At 63.2% G+C, this 24,657-nt stretch carries 19 protein-coding genes; 16 read left to right on the top strand and 3 right to left on the bottom strand.

The features are described 5' to 3' along the window. Positions 1-12 precede the first annotated feature (12 nt). On the top strand, positions 13-1,206 hold the full coding sequence (locus tag AC1DX6_RS11475) for a TMEM43 family protein (RefSeq protein WP_477313231.1): 1,194 nt from the start codon (positions 13-15) through the stop codon (positions 1,204-1,206). A gap of 50 nt (positions 1,207-1,256) precedes the next feature. On the opposite strand, the gene AC1DX6_RS11470 is transcribed toward AC1DX6_RS11475, so the two are convergent. Further along, positions 1,257-2,288 (bottom strand): histone deacetylase family protein, encoded by a 1,032-nt coding sequence (locus AC1DX6_RS11470; protein ID WP_477313228.1) that lies wholly within the window; start codon positions 2,286-2,288, stop codon positions 1,257-1,259. 23 nt (positions 2,289-2,311) lie between these two features. Continuing rightward, positions 2,312-2,965: a TetR/AcrR family transcriptional regulator gene (locus tag AC1DX6_RS11465; RefSeq protein ID WP_477313226.1), complete on the bottom strand. Its 654-nt coding sequence runs from the start codon at positions 2,963-2,965 to the stop codon at positions 2,312-2,314. Positions 2,966-3,211: 246 nt separating this feature from the next. On the opposite strand from AC1DX6_RS11465, the gene AC1DX6_RS11460 reads away from it, so the two are divergent. From AC1DX6_RS11460 to AC1DX6_RS11425, 8 genes are all read left to right on the top strand, one after another. Beyond that, positions 3,212-4,879, top strand: a complete 1,668-nt coding sequence (locus tag AC1DX6_RS11460; protein WP_477313224.1) for an amidohydrolase — start codon at positions 3,212-3,214, stop codon at positions 4,877-4,879. Positions 4,880-5,004: 125 nt separating this feature from the next. Further along, positions 5,005-6,105 (top strand): ABC transporter ATP-binding protein, encoded by a 1,101-nt coding sequence (locus AC1DX6_RS11455; protein WP_477313222.1) that lies wholly within the window; start codon positions 5,005-5,007, stop codon positions 6,103-6,105. Then, complete coding sequence (locus AC1DX6_RS11450) at positions 6,105-7,034, top strand: ABC transporter permease (protein WP_477313220.1); 930 nt, start codon at positions 6,105-6,107, stop codon at positions 7,032-7,034. The genes AC1DX6_RS11455 and AC1DX6_RS11450 overlap by 1 nt, the downstream gene beginning before the upstream one ends. Further along, on the top strand, positions 7,027-7,839 hold the full coding sequence (locus AC1DX6_RS11445; RefSeq protein ID WP_477313218.1) for an ABC transporter permease: 813 nt from the start codon (positions 7,027-7,029) through the stop codon (positions 7,837-7,839). Before AC1DX6_RS11450 ends, AC1DX6_RS11445 begins: the two co-directional genes overlap by 8 nt. Positions 7,840-7,883: 44 nt before the next feature. Continuing rightward, positions 7,884-8,912 carry an extracellular solute-binding protein gene (locus tag AC1DX6_RS11440; protein ID WP_477313216.1) on the top strand — a complete coding sequence of 343 codons (1,029 nt, stop codon included), beginning with the start codon at positions 7,884-7,886 and terminating at the stop codon, positions 8,910-8,912. 65 nt (positions 8,913-8,977) lie between these two features. Then, positions 8,978-10,174 (top strand): serine hydrolase domain-containing protein, encoded by a 1,197-nt coding sequence (locus AC1DX6_RS11435; protein ID WP_477313214.1) that lies wholly within the window; start codon positions 8,978-8,980, stop codon positions 10,172-10,174. 44 nt (positions 10,175-10,218) lie between these two features. Next, positions 10,219-11,400, top strand: coding sequence for a serine hydrolase domain-containing protein (locus AC1DX6_RS11430; protein WP_477313212.1), 1,182 nt, complete (start codon positions 10,219-10,221; stop codon positions 11,398-11,400). Between the two features lie 129 nt (positions 11,401-11,529). Further along, entirely contained in the window at positions 11,530-13,848 is a 2,319-nt protein-coding gene (locus AC1DX6_RS11425) for a Tex family protein (protein ID WP_477313210.1), read from the top strand. Here the strand turns inward: AC1DX6_RS11425 and AC1DX6_RS11420 are convergent, their stop codons facing one another. Further along, positions 13,849-14,760: a LysR family transcriptional regulator gene (locus AC1DX6_RS11420; protein ID WP_477313208.1), complete on the bottom strand. Its 912-nt coding sequence runs from the start codon at positions 14,758-14,760 to the stop codon at positions 13,849-13,851. Positions 14,761-14,922: 162 nt separating this feature from the next. On the opposite strand from AC1DX6_RS11420, the gene AC1DX6_RS11415 reads away from it, so the two are divergent. The 7 genes from AC1DX6_RS11415 to AC1DX6_RS11385 all read left to right on the top strand — a co-directional run bounded on the left by AC1DX6_RS11415 (position 14,923) and on the right by AC1DX6_RS11385 (position 24,578). Then, on the top strand, positions 14,923-16,119 hold the full coding sequence (locus AC1DX6_RS11415; protein WP_477313206.1) for an acyl-CoA dehydrogenase: 1,197 nt from the start codon (positions 14,923-14,925) through the stop codon (positions 16,117-16,119). 360 nt (positions 16,120-16,479) lie between these two features. Then, the gene (locus tag AC1DX6_RS11410; RefSeq protein WP_477313705.1) at positions 16,480-16,800 is read left to right on the top strand and encodes an ArsR/SmtB family transcription factor; all 321 of its coding nucleotides are present in this window, start codon (positions 16,480-16,482) and stop codon (positions 16,798-16,800) included. Further along, positions 16,797-17,264 carry an SRPBCC family protein gene (locus AC1DX6_RS11405; RefSeq protein ID WP_477313204.1) on the top strand — a complete coding sequence of 156 codons (468 nt, stop codon included), beginning with the start codon at positions 16,797-16,799 and terminating at the stop codon, positions 17,262-17,264. The genes AC1DX6_RS11410 and AC1DX6_RS11405 overlap by 4 nt, the downstream gene beginning before the upstream one ends. A 39-nt stretch (positions 17,265-17,303) precedes the next feature. Then, on the top strand, positions 17,304-17,720 hold the full coding sequence (locus AC1DX6_RS11400) for a GFA family protein (protein ID WP_477313202.1): 417 nt from the start codon (positions 17,304-17,306) through the stop codon (positions 17,718-17,720). A gap of 194 nt (positions 17,721-17,914) precedes the next feature. Next, entirely contained in the window at positions 17,915-21,274 is a 3,360-nt protein-coding gene (locus tag AC1DX6_RS11395; RefSeq protein ID WP_477313200.1) for a transglutaminase family protein, read from the top strand. A gap of 6 nt (positions 21,275-21,280) precedes the next feature. Next, a complete protein-coding gene (locus AC1DX6_RS11390) occupies positions 21,281-23,692 on the top strand; it encodes a circularly permuted type 2 ATP-grasp protein (RefSeq protein WP_477313198.1) in 2,412 nt (803 codons plus the stop codon). Between the two features lies 1 nt (position 23,693). Continuing rightward, positions 23,694-24,578, top strand: coding sequence for a transglutaminase family protein (locus AC1DX6_RS11385; protein ID WP_477313196.1), 885 nt, complete (start codon positions 23,694-23,696; stop codon positions 24,576-24,578). The last annotated feature ends 79 nt before the right edge of the window (positions 24,579-24,657 follow it).

Below are 24,657 nucleotides of genomic sequence, written 5' to 3'. Positions count from 1 at the left end.
TCGGGGGAAACGATGAGCGATTCATTTCGAGAAGTAACATCCGTCTCGTGGTTCGGGCGGATCAAGCGCGCGGTTGGCGGGATCGTCTTCGGCCTGCTGCTGGTGGTGCTGATGGTGATCGGGCTGTTCTGGAACGAGGGCCGCGCGGTGCAGACGGCGCGCTCGCTGGCCGAGGGATCGGGTGCGGTCATCTCGGTCGGCGCCGACAGCGTCGATGCCGCCAATGACGGCAAGCTTGTGCATGTCAGCGGCCCGGTGACGGCGAGCGACGGCCTTGCCGATCCAGATTTCGGCATTGCGGCGCAAGGGCTGCGCCTGTCGCGCACCGCCGAAATGTACCAGTGGAAGGAAGAATCCAAGTCCGAAACGGAGAAGAAGCTGGGCGGTGGCGAGGAGACGGTGACGACCTACTCCTACTCCAAGGTGTGGGACGACAGCCAGATCGATTCATCGGATTTCAAGAAGCCGGATGGCCACCAGAATCCGCCGATGGAAATCCACAGCAAGACCTTCCAGATTCCGGACGGCAAGCTTGTCGCGTTCGATCTCGATACGCCGGTGCTCGACCGCATCGAGGGCGACAAGGACTATGCGCTCGAGTCCAGCCAGGCGGCTGCGATCAAGGCCGCCTATACCGGGACAAAGCCGATCAACGTCGTCGACGGCAAGATCTATCTCGGCGCCGACACGACATCGCCGGCGCTGGGCGACTATCGCATCGGCTATGAGCTGGCGCCGCTTGGCGTGGTCAGCATCGTTGCGCGCCAGGCCGGCAGCCGGTTCCAGCCCTACCAGACCGTCGCCGGCGACGAACTGCTGATGGTCGATACCGGCGATGTGCCGGCGGCAAAGATGTTCGCCGACGCGGTCTCTGAGAACACTATCATCACCTGGCTGCTGCGGGCCGCCGGTCTGCTGCTGCTGACGATTGGCTTCGCGCTGTTTCTCAGCCCGATCGGCGTCATCCTCGACGTCATCCCCTTCCTCGGCAGCATCGCGCGGATGGGAACCGGCATCATCGCCTTCTTCCTGGCGATCCTAGTCGGGACGACGACCATCGCCATTGCATGGTTCTGGTACCGGCCGGTGCTGGCGGCAGGCATTCTGGCGGCGGGCGTCATTGCGGCGGCGGCGGTCTACTATCTCGGCCGGTCGCGCAAAGCGGCGGCACCGGCTGCGGCGCCGAGTGTCGGCGCCGCCAGCTGAAAACGTCGGTTTTGCAAACGATTGGGGGCGGCCACGGCCGCCCTTTTTTGTTACCGGTCCCCGAAGCCAGTCAGCACGCCGACGGCATTGATGCCGATCTCCTCGACGGCGTAACCGCCTTCCATGACGAATAGTGTCGGCAGGCCGAGTTTCGCGATGCGGCGGCCGATCTTGGGGTAGTCGGAGCTTTTCAGCTTGAACTGGCTGATCGGGTCCTTCTCGAAGGTGTCGACGCCGAGCGAGACGATGACGATATCGGGGGCGTAGGCGGCAAGTTTAATGCAGGCATCGTCGAGCGAGGCGCTCCAGGCATCCCAGCCGGTGCCGAACGGCATCGGATAGTTGATGTTGAAGCCTTCGCCTTCGCCCACGCCGCGCTCATCGGCATGGCCGAGGAAGAACGGATATTCGGTCAGGGGATCACCATGCAGGTTGATGACCTGGACGTCGGCGCGGCCGTAGAAGATTTCCTGCGTGCCGTTGCCATGGTGATAGTCGACATCGAGGATCGATATCCGTTTGGCACCCTGGTCAAGGAACCATTGCGCGGCGACGGCGGCGTTGTTGATGAAGCAATAGCCGCCCATGAAGCCGGCACCGGCGTGATGGCCTGGCGGACGGCAGAGCGCGAAGGCCGATGTCTCGCCGCCCTTGACCAAAGCGGCCGCGGTCAGCGCAACGTCATAAGACGACTTGATCGCGGCCCAGGTGCCTTCGACGAAAGTGGCGCCGGCGTCGAAGGAATAGTAGCCGAGCAGGGCGTCGATGCGCTGCGGCGGCACGTCGCCGCGCAGGCCACGCGTCGGCCAGGTGAAGGGCATCGCCGTGCCCTTGTGCCCCTCAGCCGTCCATCGCGGCCAGACGGTGGGCAGGAAGTCGATGTAATCGGCCTTGTGAATGCGTTTGGCGGCGGCCAGATCATGCTCCGCCGGTCCGATGATCGGTCCGAGTTTCTCGCTTTCGACCCGCGCCTTGATGAACTCGGCGCGCGACGGCTTTTCGAAGCCGGGCACGATGGCCGATGTGACCAGTTCCATCTGGCCGGAATGGCCGGCGTGAAGCGGCGAATAGACAGTCTTCATAAGGGTCCTCTCACGGTGCGAAATCAGTCAAGGTTGAGATAGGGGCTCACCAGAGCCAGCCACATGGCTTCGACATCATCCTCGATGAGGTCGAATGTCCTGCGGTCCCGCTTCAGTCCGACAAGCCGGCAGGCGTGTCCAACCTCCATCATCACGAGGCCGAGTCGTTTGGCGATCTTGTCTTCGAGAGCAGGATTTACGTGCCGTAGCCATGCGGCGTAGAGCGCGATGATCTGCTCGTCATATTCGTCCTGGATAGGCCTGAGATCGGCGTTGCCGGATATCGCCTCGATCACCGGCATCAGGGTCGCGTTCTCGAGATAGATGCTGGATGTGTCGATGAACAGCGCGCGCACTTCCCGCCGGAACTCGTCGCGGTTGGCGGGCGCAGCGACCTTGATGCGCTTTTCGATGACCTCGGGAAAGGATGACAGCCAGCGCCGGGCAAGGTCGAGGAGAATGGCTTCCTTGTTGGGGAAGTACTGGTAGACCGAACCGACAGACAGGCCCGCGCGCTGCGCAATGGCCAGCGTCGTCGGCGTCTTGGTTCCTTGCTCACGCGTCAGGGTTAGCGCCGCGTCCAAAATCCTGTCGACCACCTTGCTCGAACGTTCCTGTCGCGGTTGCTTGCGCGGTTCAAGCGCCATCCTGGTTTCGCGGCTGAGATTGCGCTTCACGTCCCGATGCCCTCGTTCCCCCGTCCCAAGCGCCGGATGCTGTCCACAATACATTCGAAATTCGGCACGTTGACAAACGCGAATAATTAGTCGCATTCTTTTATCCACGCTGTTTTCAGAGATCACAAGGGGAATTTCAAAACAGCGCACTGGCATCAGTTTTCGTCCGATCGCGCCTCCGGAAGAGTGGTGCGTCATTGGGCGGTGTTGTCGGTCTCAGTCAGTCGTCAAAAGCGCGGAGTCGCGATGTCTGTCACGGGTGCGGGTGCCGATCTGATCGTCGTCAACGGTCTTGTGCAGACCATGGACGATGACAATCCCGCCGCCGAGGCCATTGCCGTCAAGGACGGCACCATCATCGCCATTGGCAGCCGCGCTGCCATCGAAGAGCTCAAGGGAACGGCCACAGTCGTGATCGACGCCAAGGGCGGTTCGGTCCTGCCCGGTTTCATTGAAGCCCATATGCATCTTTTCGGAGGCGCCGCCGAGCTCGACAATTTGCATCTGGCCGGCGTGCATGGTTTCGATGCCTTGCGGGACGCCATCCGCGCTTTCGCGGCGGCGCGGCCGAACCAGAGGCTGCTAATCGGCGCCGGCGTCGACTATGCGATCCTGCCCGAGCCGGTCACGCGCCATCATCTCGACCGCATCATTCCGGACCGGCCCTTCGCCATGTCGGCATCCGACCACCATACGATGTGGGCGAACACCAAGGCGCTGGAAGAAGCCGGCCTCCTGCATGGCAAGCAGGTCGGGCCGGGCAACGAGGTTGTCATGGGCTCGGATGGGCTCGCCGCCGGCGAATTGCGCGAGGGCGAAGCCTTCGGCCCGATCCTCGAGCATTTCGGGGCAAACCGGACGCGGCTCGGCCTGACGGGCCATGAGCCGGACCCCTATCCTTCGGCGGAAGAACTGGCGGCAGACCGCGACCTGATGCATCGCGGCCTGCAATGGTGCGCCCAGCACGGCATCACCTCGATCCAGAACATGGACGGCAACCTCTACCAGTTGGAGCTGCTTGCCGGGCTGGAAGCGGAAGGGCGGCTCATCTGCCGCACCAAGATTCCGTTCCACTTCAAGAACTTCATGACGCTGGACATGCTGGAAAAAGCGTCGAGCATGGCGGCGGCCTACAATTCCGAGTGGCTGTCGTCGGGCTTGGTCAAGGTCTTCTATGACGGTGTGCTGGATTCCTGGACTGCCGTCATGGTCGACGACTATGCCGACCGGCCGGGCTGGCGCGGCGAGCCGCTGTTCACGCCGGAGCATTTCGCGCAAGTGGCGGTGGAGGCCGACAGGCGCGGGCTGCAGATCGCCGTGCACTCGATCGGTGATGGCGCGGTGCGCGCGGTGCTTGACGGCTATCAGGCAGCGCTGAAGAAGAACGGCAGGCGCGACAGCCGGCACCGCGTCGAGCACATCGAGGTTACCACCCCGTCGGACGTGCCGCGATTTGCCGAACTCGGCGTCATCGCTTCGATGCAGCCGCCGCATCCGCCGGGTGCCATGAACTTTCCGCTGGAGCCGACGATTTCGCGCATCGGCCGCGAGAAGTGGCCGCTGAGCTATGCCTGGCGGACCCTGAAGAACGCCGGTGCGCACGTCGTGTTCGCATCCGACTGGCCGGTCTCGCCGGTTGATCCGATCCTGGGCATCCAGGCGGCGGTGATGCGCAAACCTTGGGCAGAGGGGCTGCCGGACCAGAGCTTCTCGCTGCAGGAATCCATTGCCGGCTACACGGTTGAAGGGGCCTATGCCGAGTTCATGGAACATCGCAAGGGCCGGCTGAAGCCAGGGTATATGGCCGATCTGGTGGTGCTGTCGGCCGATATCGAGGCAACCGCACCGGAAGCGCTGCATACGGTGCGACCGGTGACGACCATCTGTGGAGGCAAGATCACCTATCAAGCCTGACAGGCATGGGAATTGCCTTTTAGGCCAAGGTCCAGCTCTGCAGTTGCCAAGCCGATTGGCTTGTGATGACAATCAAACCGGAACAAAACCTGCCATCAAGAGCAGGCTTTCTCAATGGGGTAATCGTGCCGGAACAACCGGGTAAGAATGCAATCGAGGTGCGCGGCGTCCGCAAGGTGTTCGGCACGGGAGAGGCGCAAGTCGCTGCGCTGGATACAGTTTCCGTCTCCATCCGCGAGAATGAGTTTTTCACGCTGCTCGGGCCGTCCGGCTGCGGAAAGACGACGCTGCTCAGGCTGATCGCCGGCTTCGATTTTCCGAGCGCCGGCGAAATCCTTTTGCATGGCGAGGACATCGCGCCGCTGCCGCCGTTCAAGCGGCCGGTCAACACCGTTTTCCAGTCCTATGCGCTGTTCCCACACATGACGGTGGCGCAGAATATCGGCTTTGGCCTGGAAATGCTGGGCAAGCCGAAGGCGGAGATCCAGGCGCGCGTCGCCCAGATGCTGAAACTGGTCAAGATGGAGGCGCTGGCAGCTCGCCGCACCAGCCAGATCTCCGGCGGCCAGCAGCAGCGCGTGGCGCTGGCCCGTGCCTTGGCGCCGCAGCCAAAGGTGCTGCTGCTCGACGAGCCGCTCTCCGCACTGGACTACAAACTACGCAAGGAAATGCAGATCGAGCTGAAACGGCTGCAGCACGAAACCGGCATCACCTTTATCTTCGTCACCCACGACCAGGAAGAAGCGCTGACCATGTCGGATCGCATCGCGGTGATGTCGGCCGGCAAGATCCTGCAGGTCGGCACGCCGCACGACATCTACGACCGTCCGGCCGAGCGCTTCGTCGCCGACTTCATCGGCGAAACCAATTTCCTCAAGGGCACCGTGGTGTCGAAGAAATCCGGCGTTGCCACAGTGAAGATCGCGTCAGAGGCAATGGTCGGGGCGGGTTTCCCCGAAGGTTTCGATCCCTCCGGTGAAGTGACGGTCGTGGTGCGGCCGGAACATGCGGATCTGGTTGCCGATGCGGCCAAGGGCACCGTCGCCGGCGTTCTGGCCAATGTCGTCTATTTCGGCACCGACACCCACTATCACGTGAAGCTCGACGGCGGGGAAAACTTCATCGTGCGCCACCAGAACAGCCGGTCGAGTGCGGTGGCATTCGAGCCGGGCGCCAAGGTCGGCATCGTGTTCGAGGACGGCGGCGCGCGGATATTGAGGGACTGATGGCAAACATTGTTTCCCAGGCCGCGTTGTTCGAAGCCAAGGCGGAGCGGGGCGCGAACCGCCGCAATCGCCTCTTGTCCACACCGGCGCTGGTCGTCATCGGCGTGTTCGGCGTGCTGCCGCTGCTGATCATCTGCGTCTATTCGTTTCTCGTTGCCGCGCCCTATGGCGGCGTGCAGTGGAAGTTTTCGACGGACGCCTATCTGAACTTCCTATTCCAGCGCGACATTTTCGATGACACGCTGCAGTTCACGCCGGATTTTCTGATCATCTATCTGCGCTCGTTTCTGTTCGCCGTGGTGACGACGGTCATCTGCCTGCTGCTTGGTTTTCCGACCGCCTATTTCATGGCGACGCGGACACCGGCTCAGCGCAACTGGTGGGTGCTGCTGATCACCATTCCGTTCTGGTCGAACCTTTTGGTGCGCACGCTGGCCATCATGTTCATCATTCGCGACGAAGGTCTCATCAACAATCTGCTGATCGGGCTTGGCGTGATCGATAAGCCGATCACCATGCTCTACACCAACTTCGCCATTCAGCTTGGCCTGCTGTACTCGTTCCTGCCCTTCATGATCCTGCCGCTCTATGCCAGCCTGGAGAAGCTGGATTTCCGGCTTGTCGAGGCCGCCAACGACCTCTACGCGACACGCCGGCAGGTTCTCTGGCGCGTGATCATTCCGCTGTCGCTGCCCGGCATCATCGCAGGTTGCCTGCTCGTCTTCATTCCGGCACTCGGCGCCTATGTGACGCCGCTGATCCTTGGCGGCGGCATCCACCTGATGATCGGCGATCTCATCGCCCAGCAGTTCGGCTCCGGGCGCAACTGGCCGCTTGGCTGCGCCCAGGCGCTGATTCTGATGGCCGCGGTGCTGGTCGCTCTCTACTTCTATGTTCGCAACACGTCCGGGAAGATCCAGCATGGCTGATCCCCGCAACGTCGATATCAAGGACCAGCCCGGGTTCCGCACGGTCGCCATCATCTGCGTTGCCGTGCTCTATGTACCGATCCTGATCCTGATGATTTTTTCGTTCAACACTGGTTCGCTCGTCACGCATTGGGAGGGCGTCGGCTTCAGCTGGTACGGCAGTGCGCTGCTCAACGAGGAGTTCCACCACGCCGCCGAAAACACGCTGATCATCTCGGTGACCGCGACCATCATTTCGACGATCTGCGCTACGCTGGCGGCGATCGGCATGACGCGGGTGAAGCCGTGGCGCGGTCTTTCGGCTGCCTTCATGGTCATCAACCTGCCGCTGATGGTCCCCGAGATCATCACTGCGGTGGCAACCCTGTCTTTCTTCGCCTTGATCGCCGGCGCGTTCGGTCTGAATTTCGGTATCGGCAACCTGATCCTCGCCCACACCGTGTTCTGCATTCCCTTCGCGTACATGCCGATCCGGGCGCGCCTGGAGGATATGGATCTGACGCTCGAATCCGCCGCCGCCGATCTCTATGCCACGCCGTGGCATGCCTTCCGGCGCATAACGCTGCCCTTGCTTGTCCCCGGCATCCTGTCGGGTGGGGCACTCGCCTTCATCGTGTCCTTCGACGATTTCACCATCACGCAGCTTGTCGCCGGTCCCGGACAGACGACGCTGCCGCTCTACATCTGGAACCAGATCAGGCGGCCGATGACGCCGGAGATCAATGCCATCTCCACCATCCTGCTGCTGGTCTCGATCCTCTTCGTCTCGGTCTCGTTCCTGATCGCGCGCCGCCGTGCCAACTGAGCAAATGGGCCAACTGAATAAGTGTGAAGGCAAAGGAGAACAAAATGTCTAGGAAACTGATGGCTGCCATTTCGACGGCAGCGCTTTTGTGGGCAGTGCCCGCGCTCGCCGACGGCGAGTTGCATATCTACAATTGGGGTGACTACACCAACCCCAAGCTGATCGAAAAGTTCGAGAAGCAGTACAGCATCAAGGTCACGCTGGACGACTACGACTCCAACGAAACCATGCTGTCGAAGGTGCGCGCCGGCAATTCCGGCTACGACATCGTGGTGCCTTCGGACTACACCGTGAAGATCATGGTCGACGAGGGTCTGCTCGAAAAGACCGAGCCCAACGCGATGCCGAACGGCAAGAACATCGATCCGCGCTTCCTCGATATCTATTGGGATAGCGGCCGCCACTACACAGCGCCGTGGCAGTTCGGCACCACCACGTTCGAAGTCAACACCGACAAGTACAAGGGCGACATCGACACGCTGGCGATCCTGTTCAACCCGCCGGACGAGTTGAAGGGCCAGATCAACATGCTCGACGACGTCAACACCGTCATGCATGCGGCCGAGCGCTATGCCGGCGTGCCGCGTTGCGGTGCCGAGAAGGCCGATCTGAAAAAGGTCAACGACATCCTGACGGCGGCCAAGCCGTCATGGAAGACCTTCAGCTACGACACCATCACCAAGATCACCTCCGGCGACGTCATCGTCACCCAAGCGTGGAATGGCGCCACCTACCGTGCGCGGCAGAAAATTCCGGCAATCAAGTATGCCTATCCGAAGGAAGGCATCGAGGGCTGGATGGACAATGTCGCGGTGCTGAAGGGCGCCAAGAACCTCGACAACGCCAAGCTGTTCCAGGATTTCATCATGGCTCCGGAAAACGCGGCGCTGATCTCGGAATTCGCCGGCTATGACAACGGCATTGCCGGCAGCCACAAGTTCCTGCCGGCTGATTTCGCGGCGTCGCCGGAACTCAACCCGCCGGCCGGTGCACCGGCGGCCGAGTTCGTTCCGCCTTGTTCGCCCGAGGTGGTCGAGATTTACAACAAGATCTGGACCAATCTGCGCAAATAGGTCTGCCGGAACTCATAGGGGGAGGGAGGCTCCGGCCTCCCTTTCTTTTGTCTAGGGGAGGATTTATGTCGTCTTACCGCAACGGCGATCCAATGCCGCCGATCATGCAAGGCTCGCCGCCGCAGATGGTGCCGCCAAAGCTCGACTGGGACAGGGGGCCGTGGAACCGCTGGGCGTTCCAGCACATCCGTGAATTCCTGCCGACCGCCGAAGTTTGGCGCGGCAACGGCCACCGCCACCGCTTCGAACGCGCCGAGGTCGAACTCGATGCGCTGCCGGTGGTGGACAGCACCGGCGCGCCGACGACACTGGCCGGGTTGCTCGACGAAACCTACACGGACGGTTTCCTCGTGCTCAAGGACGGCAAGGTCGCCTATGAGCGCTATTTCAACGGCATGACCGACCGCTCGCTGCATCTGTCGCAGTCTATGGCGAAGTCGGTGACATCATCGGTGTTCGGCATATTGGTCGGGCGCGGCCTGATCGATCCGGCGCTGCCGGTGACGACCTATCTGCCGGAACTGGCTGCGACCGGCTGGGCCGGCGCCAGCGTCCAGCATGTGCTGGATATGACCAGCGGCGTTCGCTTTTCCGAAGCATACACCGACCCCTATTCCGACATCGGCCAGGTCGATGTCGCCTGCGGCTGGAAGCCGGTGCCGCCGGGCAGCGACCCCAACTTCCGCTGGCCATCGCATATGTTCGAGCTGATCCTGGGGCTGAAGGAGCAGAGCCGGCCGCATGGCGCTGCGTTCGAGTACCGCTCGATCGAGACCGATGTGCTCGCCTTCATCATGGAGCGGGTCAGCGGCAAGCGGCTGCCGCAGCTGGTTTCCGAAGAGATCTGGCAAAAGCTCGGCGCCGATGAAAGCGCCTGCTTCACCGTTGACAGCGCAGGCTACGCGGTCGCCGATGGCGGCTTCAACGCGACGTTGCGCGACTATGGCCGCTTCGGCCAGCTGATCCTCGACAATGGCGGCGGGGTGGTGCCGGCCGAATGGATCGAGGCGGCGCGCAACGGCCGGCACGGACCGGATTTCAATCCCAGCCTGCCGGAAGGCAGCTACCGCAACCAGTTCTGGATCGAGGACCCGCGCTCACGCGCGCTGATGTGCCGGGGTGTGTTCGGGCAAATGATCCACATCGACTGGGACACCAGAATGGTCGTGGTAAAGCTTTCGACCTATCCGGATTTCACCAACATCGCCTATTCGGTGGCGACGTTGAAGGCCGTGCACGCGATTGCGGCGGCACTGGCCTGAGCCCCAAGAAAAAACAGTCAAAAAGAAAATTCTGAGGAGACGCCATGACCGGCACGACCGCGTTCGAGACCCGATACGGCTTTGCCCGCAATGAGGTGCTGCTCGGCAACTGGCGGGAGACCCCGTACAACAAATGGTCGTTCCAGAACCTCGGCGAACTGGTGCCGACCACCCGCGTGACAGCGGCGCTGGGTGGTGGCGAGACGCCGGCGCAGGATCTTGGCGGGTTGCTCGGCGAGAAGATCGCCTTGCCGAATGGCGCGCAGACTCTTGCGGCATTTCTCAAGCGTTCCGACACCGACGCGCTGACCATTATGAAAGCCGGCAAGATCGTCGGCGACTGGTTCGCGCCGCACATGGATTTCAGCGCGCGCCACATCATCTTTTCGATCAGCAAGTCGGTCACCGCCATCATCGCCGGCATATTGGAAGGCGAGGGGATTTTCGATCCGGAAGCCCCTGTCGTGCACTACATTCCGGAAGCCGCCGGTTCGGCCTATGGCGATGCGAGCGTGCGCCACGTGCTCGACATGACCGTCAGCCTCGATTTCGAGGAGGCCTATCTCGACCCCGAAAGCGCCTTTGCCCGCTACCGTCGCGCGACGCTGTGGAATCCGGGCGGCGGCAGTGAAAGCCTGCGCGAATTCATCCTGACGCTGCAGCGTCTTGCCGAGCCGCACGGCCAGACCTTCCGCTACCGCTCGCCCAATTCCGACCTGCTCGGCATTCTGCTCGAACGCGCGTCGGGCCAGCGCTTTGCCGATTTGATGCGCGAGAAACTCTGGCTGCCGCTTGGCGCGGTCAGTGAAGCCTCGATCGGAGTCGACATGGAAGGCACGGCGCGCACGGCCGGCGGCATTTCGGTGACACCGCGCGATCTGGCGCGGGTCGGCGAGATGATGCGGCAAGGCGGCATGGTCAATGGCCGCCGCATCGTGCCGGAAACCTGGGTGCGCGATACGGTTGCCACCGGCGGCAGCCTTGAGGCCTGGCAGCGCGGCACCATGGCGTTCCTGTTTCCTGAGGGACGCTACCGCAACAAATGGTACCAGACCGGTGCAGCAAGCGGCGCCTTCTGCGGCATCGGCATCCATGGCCAATGGCTCTACGTCAATCCGCAAGCAGAAGTGGTGATTGCAAAGATGTCGTCGCAACCGGTGCCGGTCGACGATCCGCTGGATGTCGAGGTCGTTGCCTTTCTGGAGGCACTGAGCCGGCTGGTTTAGACACGCTCGGTCGTCCGAACGAAGGTGCGCTTTCCTGTGGACCTCTTTGGGGGTTGAAAACGCCGCGGTTGGCGTAGCGATGCTCAGCGCCTATGGTCGCCGCTCTTTTCGACTGGCTACAGGAACGACATGGCATCCGACATCAAGCGCATCGCAGCCCTCATCGCCGCCGAGATTGCTTCACGGCCGGAACAGGCCGCGGCGGCGATCGAATTGCTCGATGAAGGGGCGACAGTGCCGTTCGTGGCGCGCTACCGCAAGGAAGTCACCGGCGGGCTGGATGACACGCAGTTGCGCCTGCTGGCCGAGCGGCTTGCCTATCTGCGCGAACTCGAGGCGCGCCGCGACACCATCCTGGGTTCGATCCGCGAGCAGGGCAAGCTGACGGCCGAGCTGGAAGGCAAGATCGCGGCAACAACGACCAAGGCCGAACTCGAAGACATCTATCTGCCCTACAAGCCGAAGCGGCGGACCAAGGCCGAGATCGCGCGCGAGCGCGGGCTGGGGCCGCTGGCGGAAGCCATCCTCGCTGATCGTGCGCTGGTGCCGGCCGAACTGGCGCTGGCCTATCTGACCGAAGAGGTGGCGGATGCCAAGGCGGCGCTCGACGGCGCGCGCGACATTCTGTCGGAACAATTCGCCGAGAACGCCGATCTGGTCGGCAAATTGCGAACCTACATGAAGGAACGCGCCTTCATGCGGGCCAGGGTGGTCGACGGCAAGCAGGAGGCCGGCGCGAAATTCTCCGACTATTTCGACCATGTCGAGCGCTGGGCCATGGTGCCAAGCCATCGCGCTTTGGCCATGCTGCGCGGCCGCAACGAGGAGGTGCTGTCGCTCGACATCGAGGTCGATGCCGACGATGCCTCGCCGGTAAAGCCGGTCGAGCGGATGATCGCCAATGCCTATGCCATTGGTGGCAGCCTGCCGGGCGATCGCTGGCTGATGGAGGTCGCCGGCTGGACCTGGCGCATCAAGCTGTCGCTGCATTTGACACTCGATCTGATGCGCGATCTACGCGAGCGGGCCGAGGAGGAAGCGATCCATGTCTTCGCCCGTAACCTGAAAGATCTGTTGCTCGCAGCACCGGCCGGCTCGCGCGCCACGATGGGGCTCGACCCCGGCATCCGCACCGGCGTCAAGGTGGCGGTGGTGGATGGCACCGGCAAGGTGCTGACGACGACGACCGTCTATCCGTTTCCGCCCAGGAACGATGTGCGCGGCACGCAGGCCGAACTGGCGAAGCTCATCCGACTGCACAAGGTCGAGCTGATTTCGATCGGGAACGGCACCGGCAGCCGCGAGACGGAAAAGCTGGTCGCCGACATGCTGTCCGAGATGCCTGCCGATGCCGGGCCAAAGCCGCTCAAGGTGATCGTCAGCGAGGCGGGCGCCTCGGTCTATTCGGCTTCGGCGACAGCTGCTGCGGAGTTTCCCGGCCTCGACGTGTCGCTGCGCGGCGCGGTGTCGATCGCCCGGCGGCTGCAGGATCCGCTGGCCGAACTGGTCAAGATCGAGCCCAAGTCGATCGGCGTTGGCCAGTACCAGCACGATGTCGACCAGTACCGGCTCGGCCGCTCGCTGGAAGCGGTGGTCGAGGATGCGGTCAACGCCGTCGGCGTCGATCTCAACACCGCGTCGGCGCCGCTGCTGGCGCGTGTCTCAGGCCTTGGCGCATCGCTGGCCGAAGCCATCGTCGCGCATCGCGACGCCACCGGTCCGTTCGCCAGCCGCAAGGACCTGCTCAAGGTCGCGCGGCTCGGGCCACGAGCCTTCGAGCAATCCGCCGGCTTCTTGCGCATTGCCAATGGCAGTGAGCCGCTCGATGCCTCGTCGGTGCATCCGGAGGCCTATGGCGTGGCGAAAAAGATCGTGGCGGCGTGCGGGCGCGATGTCCGCTCGCTGATGGGCGACAGTGCCGCGCTGAAGGCGCTCGATCCGCGCGTCTTCGTCGACGAGCGTTTTGGCCTGCCGACGGTGCGCGACATCCTGGCCGAACTGGAAAAGCCCGGCCGCGATCCGCGTCCTGGTTTCAAGACGGCGACCTTCGCCGACGGCATCGACGACATCAAGGATCTGAAGCCTGGCATGCAGCTGGAAGGCACGGTCACCAATGTCGCCGCCTTCGGTGCCTTCGTCGATATCGGCGTGCACCAGGACGGGCTGGTGCATGTCTCGCAACTGGCCGACCGTTTCGTCAAGGATGCGCATGAGGTGGTGAAAGCCGGCGACGTGGTCAAGGTGCGCGTCGTCGAGGTCGACATCAAGCGCAAGCGCATCGCGCTGTCGATGCGTAGGGATGGCGGAGAGGGCGGTGCCTCGAAAGGACCGCGCGACAATGGCGGCAAGCCGGCGCCACGCTCGCCGGCACCGCAGCGCCAGCCGGAAAGGCCGGCGCAGCAAGGGGCGTTCGGCGCTGCACTGGCGGATGCGCTGAAGCGGAAATAGCTACCACGCCAGAACAGCCGGCTCCTTTTCAAGCTGCCCCAGCAGCCAGTCGCGAAAACTGGCGACCGGCGGATGGCCGCGCTTGTCGTGCGGCACGACCAGATAATAGGCGCTGCGGCTTTGCATCGACTGGCCCGGCGCCGGCACCAGCTGGCCGCGCTGCAATTCCCCAGCGATCAGGATTTGCGGCAGCAGCGCCACGCCGAGCCCGGCCATGCAGGCCTGCGCGGCGGTGCCGAACTGTTCGAACTGCATGCCCGGCCCGGTCGGCGCGCTCAGGCCCTGATGCTCGAACCACTCCGTCCAGGCGCCGGGGCGCGTCGCCATATGCAGCAGCGGCAGGCGACCGAGATCGGCCGGCGTGGCGATGGCGCGCCCGGCCAGGAATTCGGGCGAGACCACCGGCGCCACCGTCTCGCGCACCAGCAGCGTCGAGTCGGCTTCCGGCCAGTCGGGCAAGCCATAGTGGATGGCGGCATCCAGCCGCTCGCGGGCAAAGTCGAAGCGGCCGACGCGGGTGACGAAATTGATGGTGATATCGGGATTGGTTTCGACGAAATCGGGGATCATCGGCATCAGCCAGCGCGTGCCGAAGGTTGGCAATATGGCAAGGTTCAGGATGCCGCTATGCCGATTGCTCATCAATCCAAGGGCGGCGTCGCGCAATTGGCCAAGCGCTGAGCGCACCGCATCGGCGTAGGTTTCGCCTACAGCCGACAGCCTGACATTGCGGCTGTCGCGTTCGAAAAGCCGGCGGCCGAATTGTTCCTCCAAAAGCCCGATCTGCCGGCTAATGGCGCCCTGAGTGAGGTCAAGCTCCTGGGCGGCGGCGGTAAAACTGCCGAGACGGGCCACCGCCTCGAAGGCGGCAAGCGCGCTGGTGCTTGGCAGAAGACGGCGTTGGACACTCATGATCCATTACTAACCCTCATTGATCAGTGAAGCAATTTCGTTTGATTTTTTCCAGCTGTGGGCGGATAAGCCGGTCACTCCAAGATTTTTTGTTTATGCATGTCGTTGTCCCAAAACCGCTGAACACTTTTGGGCGACATGCATCAATCCGAGGACAGAGCCATGGCCGCCGACAAGAACGCGTTCGTCTGGGAAGATCCTTTCCTGATCGAGAACCAGCTTTCGGAAGACGAGCGCATGGTGCGCGATGGCGCCGCGGCGTTTGCCGCCGACAAGCTGGCGCCGCGGATCGAGGAAGCCTATCTCGAGGAAAAAACCGATGCCGGCATCTTCCGCGAAATGGGCGAGGCCGGCCTGCTCGGCATCACCATTCCGGAGGAATATGGCGGTCTCGGCGCCAACTATGTCACCTACGGGCTGGTGGCGCGGGAAGTCGAACGCGTCGATTCCGGCTACCGCTCGATGATGTCAGTGCAGTCGTCGCTGGTGATGTATCCGATCCATGCCTATGGCTCGGAGGCGCAGCGCAAGAAGTATCTGCCGAAGCTCGCCAGCGGCGAATGGATCGGCTGTTTCGGCCTGACCGAGCCGGATGCCGGCTCCGATCCCGGCGGCATGAAGACGCGGGCCGAGAAGACGGCGAACGGCTACAAGCTCTCCGGCTCGAAGATGTGGATTTCCAACGCGCCGATCGCTGACGTGTTCGTCGTCTGGGCGAAGTTGAAGGGCGAGAACGGCAAGGACGAGATCCGCGGCTTTGTGCTGGAGAAGGGCATGAAGGGCCTGTCGGCGCCGAAGATCGGCGGCAAGCTCTCGCTGCGCGCATCGATCACCGGAGAAGTGGTGATGGAAGGCGTCGAGGTCGGCGAAGACGCGCTGCTGCCCAACGCCAAGGGCCTCGCCGGCCCGTTCGGCTGTCTCAACCGTGCCCGCTACGGCATTTCCTGGGGCGCGATGGGCGCGGCGGAGGATTGCTGGCACCGGGCACGCCAATATGGCCTTGACCGCAAGCAGTTCGGCAAGCCGCTGGCCGGCACGCAGCTTTACCAGAAGAAACTTGCGGACATGCAGACCGAGATTGCGCTGGCGCTGCAGGCGTCCTTGCGGGTCGGCCGGCTGATGGATGAAGGCAAGATGGCGCCGGAGATGATCTCGATCGTCAAGCGCAACAATTGCGGCAAGGCGCTCGACATTGCCCGCCAGGCCCGCGACATGCATGGCGGCAACGGCATCCAGATCGGCTACCACGTCATGCGCCACGCGCAGAACCTGGAGACGGTCAACACCTATGAAGGCACGCATGACGTGCACGCGCTGATCCTCGGAAGGGCGCAGACCGGGTTGCAAGCGTTTTTCTAAGCCCTGCAAGAGCTGCCTGGGCTCAGGACCTATAGCCGGAAGATGCTGGTTGCCGCGATGGCGCTCATGAAGACGTTTGCGCAACGGTCGTATCCTTAAGCCTGCCGAACACGCGTTCGATGCGGCACGACGATAGCCGCTGGCGTCGCAAGCAGCGTGTGGCCTGGAGTTCAGGCCGCTTCTCGTCCCCCTGAAACAACGGACTTCCCTAGCTGGCCACCCTTCGGATGGCTTTCGGATGCGTAGCATTGATCACGACCACGTCCTTTGCCTCGGTCATCGCGGCGAGGGTGGCGAAATTTGCCATTTGACATGCAGGTATTTACCTGCATATTATGGTCTCAACAACGAGCGAGACTTATGGACGCTGACAAGGTTTTCAAAGCGCTGGGCGACCCGACACGCAGAAGGCTGCTTGATCTTCTCCATGAGAAGAACGGGCAGACACTCGGCCAGCTTTGCGAAAACCTCGATATGGCAAGGCAATCGGCCACCCAGCACATCGACCTTTTGGAGGCGGCCAATCTGGTGAGCACGGTCAAGCGCGGCCGCGAAAAGCTGCACTTCATCAACCCGGTGCCGCTGCACGACATCTACGAGCGCTGGGTGCGGAAATTCGAACAGCAGCGGCTCAGCCTGCTGCACGATTTGAAAAAAGAAATCGAAGGAGACGACCAATGACCAAGGAAACGACCAGTTTCGTCTACGTGACCTACATTCGCTCGACGCCGCAAAAGGTGTTCGAAGCCATAACCAAACCAGACGTTGCAAGGCGCTATTGGGGCCACGAGAACGTCTCCGACTGGCAGCCCGGATCGAAATGGGAACATGTCCGCGCCAATGATGAGCGCACCGTCCAGATCGTCGGTGAGGTCGTCGAGGTCTCGCCGCCAACCCGTCTCGTCATCACCTGGGCGAGCCCATCGCAGGCCGCCGATCCGGCAGCCTACAGTCGTGTCACATTCGGCATCGAGGAGTATGACAACAACATGGTCCGGCTGAGCGTCACCCATGACGAACTCGAAGCCGGCAGCGGCATGGCGAAAGGCATCAGCCAGGGTTGGCCGGTTGTGCTGTCCAGCCTGAAATCTCTGCTGGAAACCGGCAGCGGCATCGACGTTTTCGCCAAGCCGAAATCGGCCTGATCCCTTGCCGATCAACACATCCGCCAGCGGAGAATGACAATGACCAAGCGATTTAGCGGCGGATGTGCGTGTGGCGCGATCCGTTATGAAACCAGCAGCGAACCGATCTTCGAGAACCACTGCCAGTGCCTCGACTGCCAGAAGCGCAGCGGCACCGGGCATGGCTCCTATCTGACCTTCGGCCGGCGCGCCGACATGGCAATCACCGGCGAGGCGAAAACCTGGCGGATAAAAGGCGACAGCGGCAACGAAAAAATCCACGCCTTCTGCCCGACCTGCGGAACGCCGGTCTACCTCACATTCGTCGCCATGCCGGAGCTGATAGCGGTCCACGCGACCAGCCTTGACGACCCGGGCCAGTTCCAGCCGAAAGTGCTCACATACGGCATTCGCGGGCGTAGTTGGGACACGATCGACCCCTCATTGCAGGCATTCGAGCGCATGCCGACCGGATGAATTCCGCCGGAGCAAGGCGAACCCGCCGACATTGTTGGTGGGTTCGTCCAGGGCTCGAAGCGGCCGTGACGTGCTGCGGGATCAACGGCTCCCCGAGCCTAAATTGGGTGCACCGCAACATCTCTGCTTGGAGAATGGGCGTCATTTGTGTCAGGGTTCGGCGAAATCGTTGAAACGCCGACTTTCGAGGCCCCATGGCAATTCTGGCAGCCATCTACCACCTGACCCATTACAAATATGACCGGCCGGTCGTTCTCGGGCCTCAGGTCATCAGGTTGCAGCCGGCGCCGCATTCCCGCACCAAGGTCTTGAGCCATTCGCTGAAGGTCGAGCCGGCAAACCACTTCGTCAATCTGCAGCAGGACCCTTACGGTAATTTCCTCGCCCGTTTCGTCTTTCCGGAGCCGGTGACGGAGCTCAAGATCGAAGTCGACCTCGTTGCCGACATGACGGTCTACAATCCGTTCGATTTCTTCGTCGAACCGTCGGCCGAGATATTTCCGTTCGAGTATCCGGAAGAGATACGCGACGACCTCACCATCTACCGCACGCCCGAGCCGACCGGGCCGCTGCTGTCGGCGTTCCTCAAAACCATTGATCGCAGCGCGACCAACACCGTCAATTTCGTCGTCGACCTCAATGCGCGGCTGCAGCGCGAGATCGCCTATATCGTGCGCATGGAGACCGGCGTGTTCTCGCCGGAGGAAACGCTGGCCGCGAAAAAAGGCTCGTGCCGGGATTCGAGCTGGCTGCTGGTGCAGATCCTGCGTAACCTCGGCATCGCCGCGCGTTTCGTCTCCGGCTATCTGATCCAGTTGAAACCCGATCTGGTGGCGCTCGATGGCCCAGCCGGAACCGCCGTCGACTTCACCGATCTGCACGCCTGGTGCGAGGTCTATCTACCGGGCGCCGGCTGGATCGGCTTCGACCCGACCTCCGGCCTGCTTACCGGCGAAAGCCATGTGCCGCTGGCGGCGACGCCGCATTTCCGCAATGCCGCGCCCATCTCCGGCATGGCGAGCTTTGCCAATGTCGAGTTCGGCTTCGACATGCGGGTCGACCGCATCTCCGAGCATCCGCGCATCACCAAGCCATTCTCGGACGAAAGCTGGCAGGCGCTCGATGTGCTTGGCAACAAGGTCGATGCAGCACTTGCGGCCGGTGATGTCAGGCTGACCATGGGCGGCGAGCCGACCTTCGTCTCGATCGACGATTTCGAGTCGGCGGAGTGGAACACCGCCGCTGTTGGCCCGACCAAGCGCGAAAAGGCCGATGCGCTGATTAGAAAACTGCGCGAGCGTTTCGCGCCCGGCGGTTTTCTGCACTACGGCCAGGGCAAATGGTATCCAGGCGAAAGCCTGCCGCGCTGGACGTTCTCGCTCTACTGGCGCACCGACGGTCAGCCGGTGTGGAGCGATCCGTCGCTGATCGCGCGTGAAAAGAGTTCTGCGGATATCGGGCCGAAGCAGGCTGAAAGCCTGCTGACGGCGATCGCCGGTGAGCTCGGCATCGAAAAGACCATGGTCAGCGAAGCCTATGAGGATCCGGCGGAGTGGCTGCTCAAGGAAGGCAAGCTGCCCGACAATGTCGATCCGTCCAATTCCAAGCTGGAGGACCCGGAAGAACGCAGCCGCATGGCAAAAGTGTTCGAACGCGGGCTGACCAAGCCGTCGGGCTATGTGCTGCCGGTGCAGCGCTGGAACAGCCAGGCGTCGGGACCGCGTTGGCGCTCGGAGAAATGGAAGACGCGGCGCGGTCGGCTGTTCCTGGTGCCGGGTGATTCACCGGTCGGCTACCGCTTGCCGCTGGGCACGCTGCCCTATGTGCCGCCGGCGCAGTTTCCTTACATCGTGCCGGTAGACCCGTCGCTGCCGCGTGGAGCGCTGCCCGCGCGCGAAGCTATACTGCCCGCGCCAGCCCCAGTCGAACTGGAAGGCGCCGACGAAATGGCGCGTCGTCAGCAGGCGGTGTCGTTCACGGCTGCGACCGGCCAGCAGGACCGGGTCGAGCAGGAGATCACCGAGATCGGCGGCGCGGTGCGCACCGCACTTTCGGTGGAGCCACGTGAGGGACGGCTTTGCGTGTTCATGCCGCCGGTCGAGGCGCTGGAGGACTATCTCGAACTGGTCGCGGCAGCGGAGAATGCGGCTAAGGCGATCGGCCTGCCAGTGCATATCGAAGGCTACGGCCCGCCGCACGATCCGCGCCTCAACGTCATCCGCGTGGCGCCCGATCCCGGCGTCATCGAGGTCAACATCCATCCCGCGTCCAACTGGCAGGATTGCGTGGCGACGACCACGGCGATCTACGAGGAAGCGCGGCAGACGCGGCTTGGCGCCGACAAATTCATGATCGACGGCCGTCACACCGGTACCGGTGGCGGCAACCATGTCGTCGTCGGCGGTGCGACGCCGAATGACAGTCCGTTCCTGCGTCGCCCCGATTTGTTGAAGAGCTTGGTGCTGCAGTGGCAACGGCATCCGTCGCTGTCCTATCTTTTCTCCGGACTGTTCATCGGTCCGACCAGCCAGGCGCCGCGCTTCGACGAAGCGCGTCACGACTCGCTCTACGAGCTTGAGATCGCCATGGCGCAGGTGCCGCGTCCCGACCAAGGCCAAGCGCCATTGCCGTGGCTAGTCGACCGGCTGTTCCGCAACCTGTTGACCGACGTCACCGGGAATACGCATCGTTCGGAAATCTGCATTGACAAACTGTTTTCGCCGGACGGTCCGACCGGCCGTCTCGGCCTGGTCGAGTTCCGCGGCTTCGAGATGCCACCCAACGCAAGGATGAGCCTGGCACAGCAATTGCTGGTGCGCGCCATTATCGCCCGTGCGTGGAAAAACCCGCTCGATGGCCGCTTCGTGCGCTGGGGCACGTCGCTGCATGACCGCTTCATGCTGCCGCATCATGTCTGGGCCGATTTCCTCGACGTGCTCGACGACCTCAAGCTGAACGGCTTTGAATTCCGCCCCGAATGGTTCGACGCGCAGCTTGAATTCCGTTTCCCGTTCTGCGGCGAAGTCCAGTATGCCGGCATCAAGCTGGAACTGCGGCAGGCGCTGGAGCCATGGCATGTGATGGGCGAGCAAGGCGCGATCGGCGGCACCGTGCGCTTCGTCGATTCCTCTGTCGAGCGGCTGCAGGTCAAGACCGAAGGGTTGAACCCGGAGCGTCACGCCATCGTCTGCAACGGCCGCATCGTGCCGATGAAGGTGACCGACAATCGCGAAGTCGCGGTCGCGGGCGTCCGCTTCAAGGCCTGGCAGCCTTCGTCCGGCCTGCATCCGGCGCTGCCGGTCAACACACCTTTGGTCTTCGACATCTATGACCGCTGGTCGGGCAGGGCGGTCGGCGGCTGCGTCTACCATGTCGCGCATCCAGGCGGGCGCAGCTACGACACCTTCCCGGTCAACGGCAACGAGGCCGAGGCACGGCGGCTCGCGCGCTTCGAGCCGCGCGGCCATACGCCGTCCGGTTACGTGCTGCGCAACGAAGAAGCCGCTGAAGACTTCCCGATGACCCTTGACCTGCGCCGCCCGGCCAGACTCTGATCAGCGATGGCAAAGGGGAATCACAAGAGGGTCCGCGGCAAGCCGCAAACCCACAGTCTGCTGGAGCACTACCAGCCGATTGACGGCGTCGTCGACGAGATGGTCGACGCCTCGGGCAATCCCCGCCCGGCCTGGAAGAATTTCATCGAGGCGCTGGAGGAACTCGGGCCGGAAAAGCTCGCGCAGCGCTTCGCTCGTGCCGACCAGTACCTGCGCGACGCCGGTGTCTATTACCGCGTCTACGACAAGGCCGGCGCCAATGAGCGCGAATGGCCGCTGGCGCATGTTCCCCTGCTGATCGAAGACAAGGAATGGGCCGACATCAGCGCCGGCCTGGTACAGCGGGCCGAACTGTTCGAGGAAACCATTGCCGATATCTTCGGGCCGAACCGGCTGATCGAGAAAGGCATCCTGCCGGCGGGGCTGATCGCGGCCAGCCCTGAATATTTGCGGCCGGTGGTCGGCAGCAAGCCGGCAGGCGGCCATTTCCTGCATTTCTGCGCCTTCGAACTCGGCCGCGGTCCGGACGGCCAGTGGTGGGTGCTGGGCGACCGCACGCAGGCGCCGTCGGGTGCCGGTTTTGCGCTGGAAAACCGCGTCGCCACCACGCGCGCGCTGTCGGATATCCATGGCGAGATGCATGTGCATCGTCTTGCCGGCTTCTTCCGCCGCTTCCGCGACGCACTGATCGGTATGGCCAAGGAAACCGACGGCCGCGTCGCCATCCTGACGCCGGGGCCGCTCAACGAAACCTATTACGAACATGCCTATATCGCCCGCTATCTCGGCATCATGCTGCTTGAAGGCGAGGATTTGACCGTCTCCGGCGGCCGATTGATGGTGCGCACCGTTTCCGGCCTGAAGCCGGTGAGCGTGCTGTGGCGCCGGCTCGACGCCGCCTTTGCCGACCCGCTTGAATTGCGCTCGGACTCGCAGATCGGCACGCCGGGCCTGGTCGAGGCGATCCGCCGGGGTGCGGTGTCGACGGTCAATGCGCTGGGCTCCGGCCTGATGGAAACACGCGCGCTGCTCGCCTTCCTGCCCAAGATTTCGCGCGCCTTGCGGGGTGAGGAGCTGCTGCTGCCCAGCGTTGCCACCTGGTGGTGCGGGCAAGAGACGGAGCGCGCGCATGTGCTCGCCAATCTCGACCGCATGGTGATCGGGCCGGCGCTGTCGACGCGGCTAGCCTTCGAGGATGACGACCAGACCAAGCTCGGTTCGGCGCTGTCGGCAGAAGAGCGCGCGGAACTGGTGGCGCGTATCGAACGCGCCGGCGGCGATTTCGTCGGCCAGGAAGCGGTGACGCTTTCCACCACGCCGGTTTATGTCGGCGGCTGGCTGGAGCCGCGCCCGGCAAGCCTGCGCGTCTACCTGGCGCGAACGCCGGAAGGCTGGACGGTGATGCCCGGCGGCTTTGCCCGCGTCGGTTTTTCGCTCGATCCGACGGCCATCGCCATGCAGCGCGGCGGCCAGGCGGCCGATGTCTGGGTGGTCAGCGACAAACCGGTGGAGCGCGAGACGCTGCTGCCGCAGGAGCATGACAGTTTTACCCGCAGCATGCCGGGCAGCCTGCCCAGCCGCGCGGCGGAAAACCTGACCTGGCTCGGCCGCTACATCGAGCGCTCGGAAGACACGGTGCGCATCCTGCGCGCCTATCACGTGCGGTTGGCCGAGACCTCAGACCCCGACATGCCGCTGCTGGCCGATATCAGGGACTATCTCGAGCCCTTCGGCATCGACGTCGACTCGGCAATCCCTTCCGGCCTGATCGGCACGCTGGACAGCGCCGTCTACAGCGCCGGGCAGATCCGCGACCGGTTTTCGCCCGATGGCTGGCTGGCGCTGAAGGATCTGTCGAAGACCGTCCATCAGTTCGCGACGACGGTGGCGCCTGGCGACGACGCGACCCGGGCAATGACGGTCCTGCTGCGCAAGCTCGCCGGATTTTCCGGCCTGCTGCATGAGAACATGTACCGTTTCACCGGCTGGCGGTTCCTGGAGATCGGCCGGCGGCTGGAACGCGGCATCCAGATCGCCCGCACGCTGGCTCGGCTGACCAATCCCAAGGCGCCGGACGGCGCGCTCGATATGATGCTGGAGATCGGCGACAGCGTCATGACCCACCGGCGGCAATATCCGGTTCAGGCGGGCCGGCGCACGGTGATCGACCTTTTGGTGCTCGATCCGCTCAACCCGCGCTCCATTCTGTTCCAGCTCGAACGGCTGAAGGCTGAAATCGGGCTGCTGCCCTCCGCCTTCGGTGAGGGGTATATGTCGCCAGCGGCAAAGGAAATCCTGCAGCTCAACACGGCAATTGCCGTCATGGAGCCATCGGAGATGTCGGCGGAGGTGCTCGACGATCTCGCCACTGAGATCGGCAACCTCTACAGCAGCCTCGCCAAAGCGTATTTTGGTTAGCATGCTGTACGATATCAGGCTTCATCTCAGCTACGATTATGATGCGGCGGCCGGCGGCGGTCGACATCAGGTGCGTGTATTGCCGCCGACCATTGCTGGCGTACAGCGCGTGGTCGCCGCCTCGCTTTCGTTTGTGCCGACCCCGTCGGAACGCACGGATTTTGCCGATTTCTTCGGCAACAATGTCACCGCGATCGCCTTTCGCGATGTCCATGACGGGCTCGACATCAGGATGAGCGCGCGCGTGTCGGTGTCGCGTCCCGAGCCTGGGCTCGATGTGTCGCCCGATCTGCAGCGGTTGCGGGAAGAACTCGGCGCCGTGCGGTCGCTGGCCCCCGATGCGCCGCACCACTTTCTCGCCGCCAGCGATCATGTCGGCATCGATGCGGCGATCACCGCCTATGCCCGGAAGAGCCTTGGCGGTTCGACCACCGCCACGGCCATGGACCTGTGCAATCGCATTCGCCGCGATTTCACTTATGACGGCAAGGCAACCACCGTTCGGACCAAGGCCAGCGACGCTTTCACGCTGAAGCGCGGTGTCTGCCAGGATTTTTCGCACATCATGATCGCCGGCCTGCGTGGCCTCGGCATTCCCGCCGGCTATGTCAGCGGCTTCCTGCGCACCATCCCGCCAAAGGGCAAGCCCCGGCTCGAAGGCGCCGACGCCATGCATGCCTGGGTCAGGGTGTGGTGCGGACGTGATGCCGGCTGGCAGGAGTTCGATCCCACCAATGGCATGCGGGCAAGCAACGACCACATCACCGTCGGCTATGGCCGCGACTACTCGGACGTGGCGCCGATCGTCGGTGTCTTGAAAACCACAGGCGGGCAAGTCGGCGACCAGGCGGTGGACGTTATCCCGGTGGTGCTCGAGAAGGCCTGACGGCAGCGAGGGTGCGGGGCCACGCCCAGGCGGGCAAAGACTGCTTCTCAAACACGGATGCGGCGGCTATCCTGAGCGT

This window comes from Mesorhizobium sp. P2_C4 (assembly GCF_056404575.1).
The sequence above is the reverse complement of the archived record's forward strand: the minus strand, read 5'-3'. Positions and strand labels throughout refer to the sequence as shown.

Bases quoted from the DNA above. Each gene is read 5' to 3' on its own strand.
- AC1DX6_RS11400 (WP_477313202.1), top strand. From the start codon at position 17,304: ATGACCAAGCGATTTAGCGGCGGATGTGCGTGTGGCGCGATCCGTTAT.
- AC1DX6_RS11445 (WP_477313218.1), top strand. From the start codon at position 7,027: ATGGCTGATCCCCGCAACGTCGATATCAAGGACCAGCCCGGGTTCCGC.
- AC1DX6_RS11440 (WP_477313216.1), top strand. From the start codon at position 7,884: ATGTCTAGGAAACTGATGGCTGCCATTTCGACGGCAGCGCTTTTGTGG.
- AC1DX6_RS11470 (WP_477313228.1), bottom strand. From the start codon at position 2,288: ATGAAGACTGTCTATTCGCCGCTTCACGCCGGCCATTCCGGCCAGATG.
- AC1DX6_RS11475 (WP_477313231.1), top strand. From the start codon at position 13: ATGAGCGATTCATTTCGAGAAGTAACATCCGTCTCGTGGTTCGGGCGG.
- AC1DX6_RS11435 (WP_477313214.1), top strand. From the start codon at position 8,978: ATGTCGTCTTACCGCAACGGCGATCCAATGCCGCCGATCATGCAAGGC.
- AC1DX6_RS11430 (WP_477313212.1), top strand. From the start codon at position 10,219: ATGACCGGCACGACCGCGTTCGAGACCCGATACGGCTTTGCCCGCAAT.
- AC1DX6_RS11425 (WP_477313210.1), top strand. From the start codon at position 11,530: ATGGCATCCGACATCAAGCGCATCGCAGCCCTCATCGCCGCCGAGATT.
- AC1DX6_RS11420 (WP_477313208.1), bottom strand. From the start codon at position 14,760: ATGAGTGTCCAACGCCGTCTTCTGCCAAGCACCAGCGCGCTTGCCGCC.
- AC1DX6_RS11415 (WP_477313206.1), top strand. From the start codon at position 14,923: ATGGCCGCCGACAAGAACGCGTTCGTCTGGGAAGATCCTTTCCTGATC.
- AC1DX6_RS11395 (WP_477313200.1), top strand. From the start codon at position 17,915: ATGGCAATTCTGGCAGCCATCTACCACCTGACCCATTACAAATATGAC.
- AC1DX6_RS11390 (WP_477313198.1), top strand. From the start codon at position 21,281: ATGGCAAAGGGGAATCACAAGAGGGTCCGCGGCAAGCCGCAAACCCAC.
- AC1DX6_RS11410 (WP_477313705.1), top strand. From the start codon at position 16,480: ATGGACGCTGACAAGGTTTTCAAAGCGCTGGGCGACCCGACACGCAGA.
- AC1DX6_RS11450 (WP_477313220.1), top strand. From the start codon at position 6,105: ATGGCAAACATTGTTTCCCAGGCCGCGTTGTTCGAAGCCAAGGCGGAG.
- AC1DX6_RS11460 (WP_477313224.1), top strand. From the start codon at position 3,212: ATGTCTGTCACGGGTGCGGGTGCCGATCTGATCGTCGTCAACGGTCTT.
- AC1DX6_RS11385 (WP_477313196.1), top strand. From the start codon at position 23,694: ATGCTGTACGATATCAGGCTTCATCTCAGCTACGATTATGATGCGGCG.
- AC1DX6_RS11405 (WP_477313204.1), top strand. From the start codon at position 16,797: ATGACCAAGGAAACGACCAGTTTCGTCTACGTGACCTACATTCGCTCG.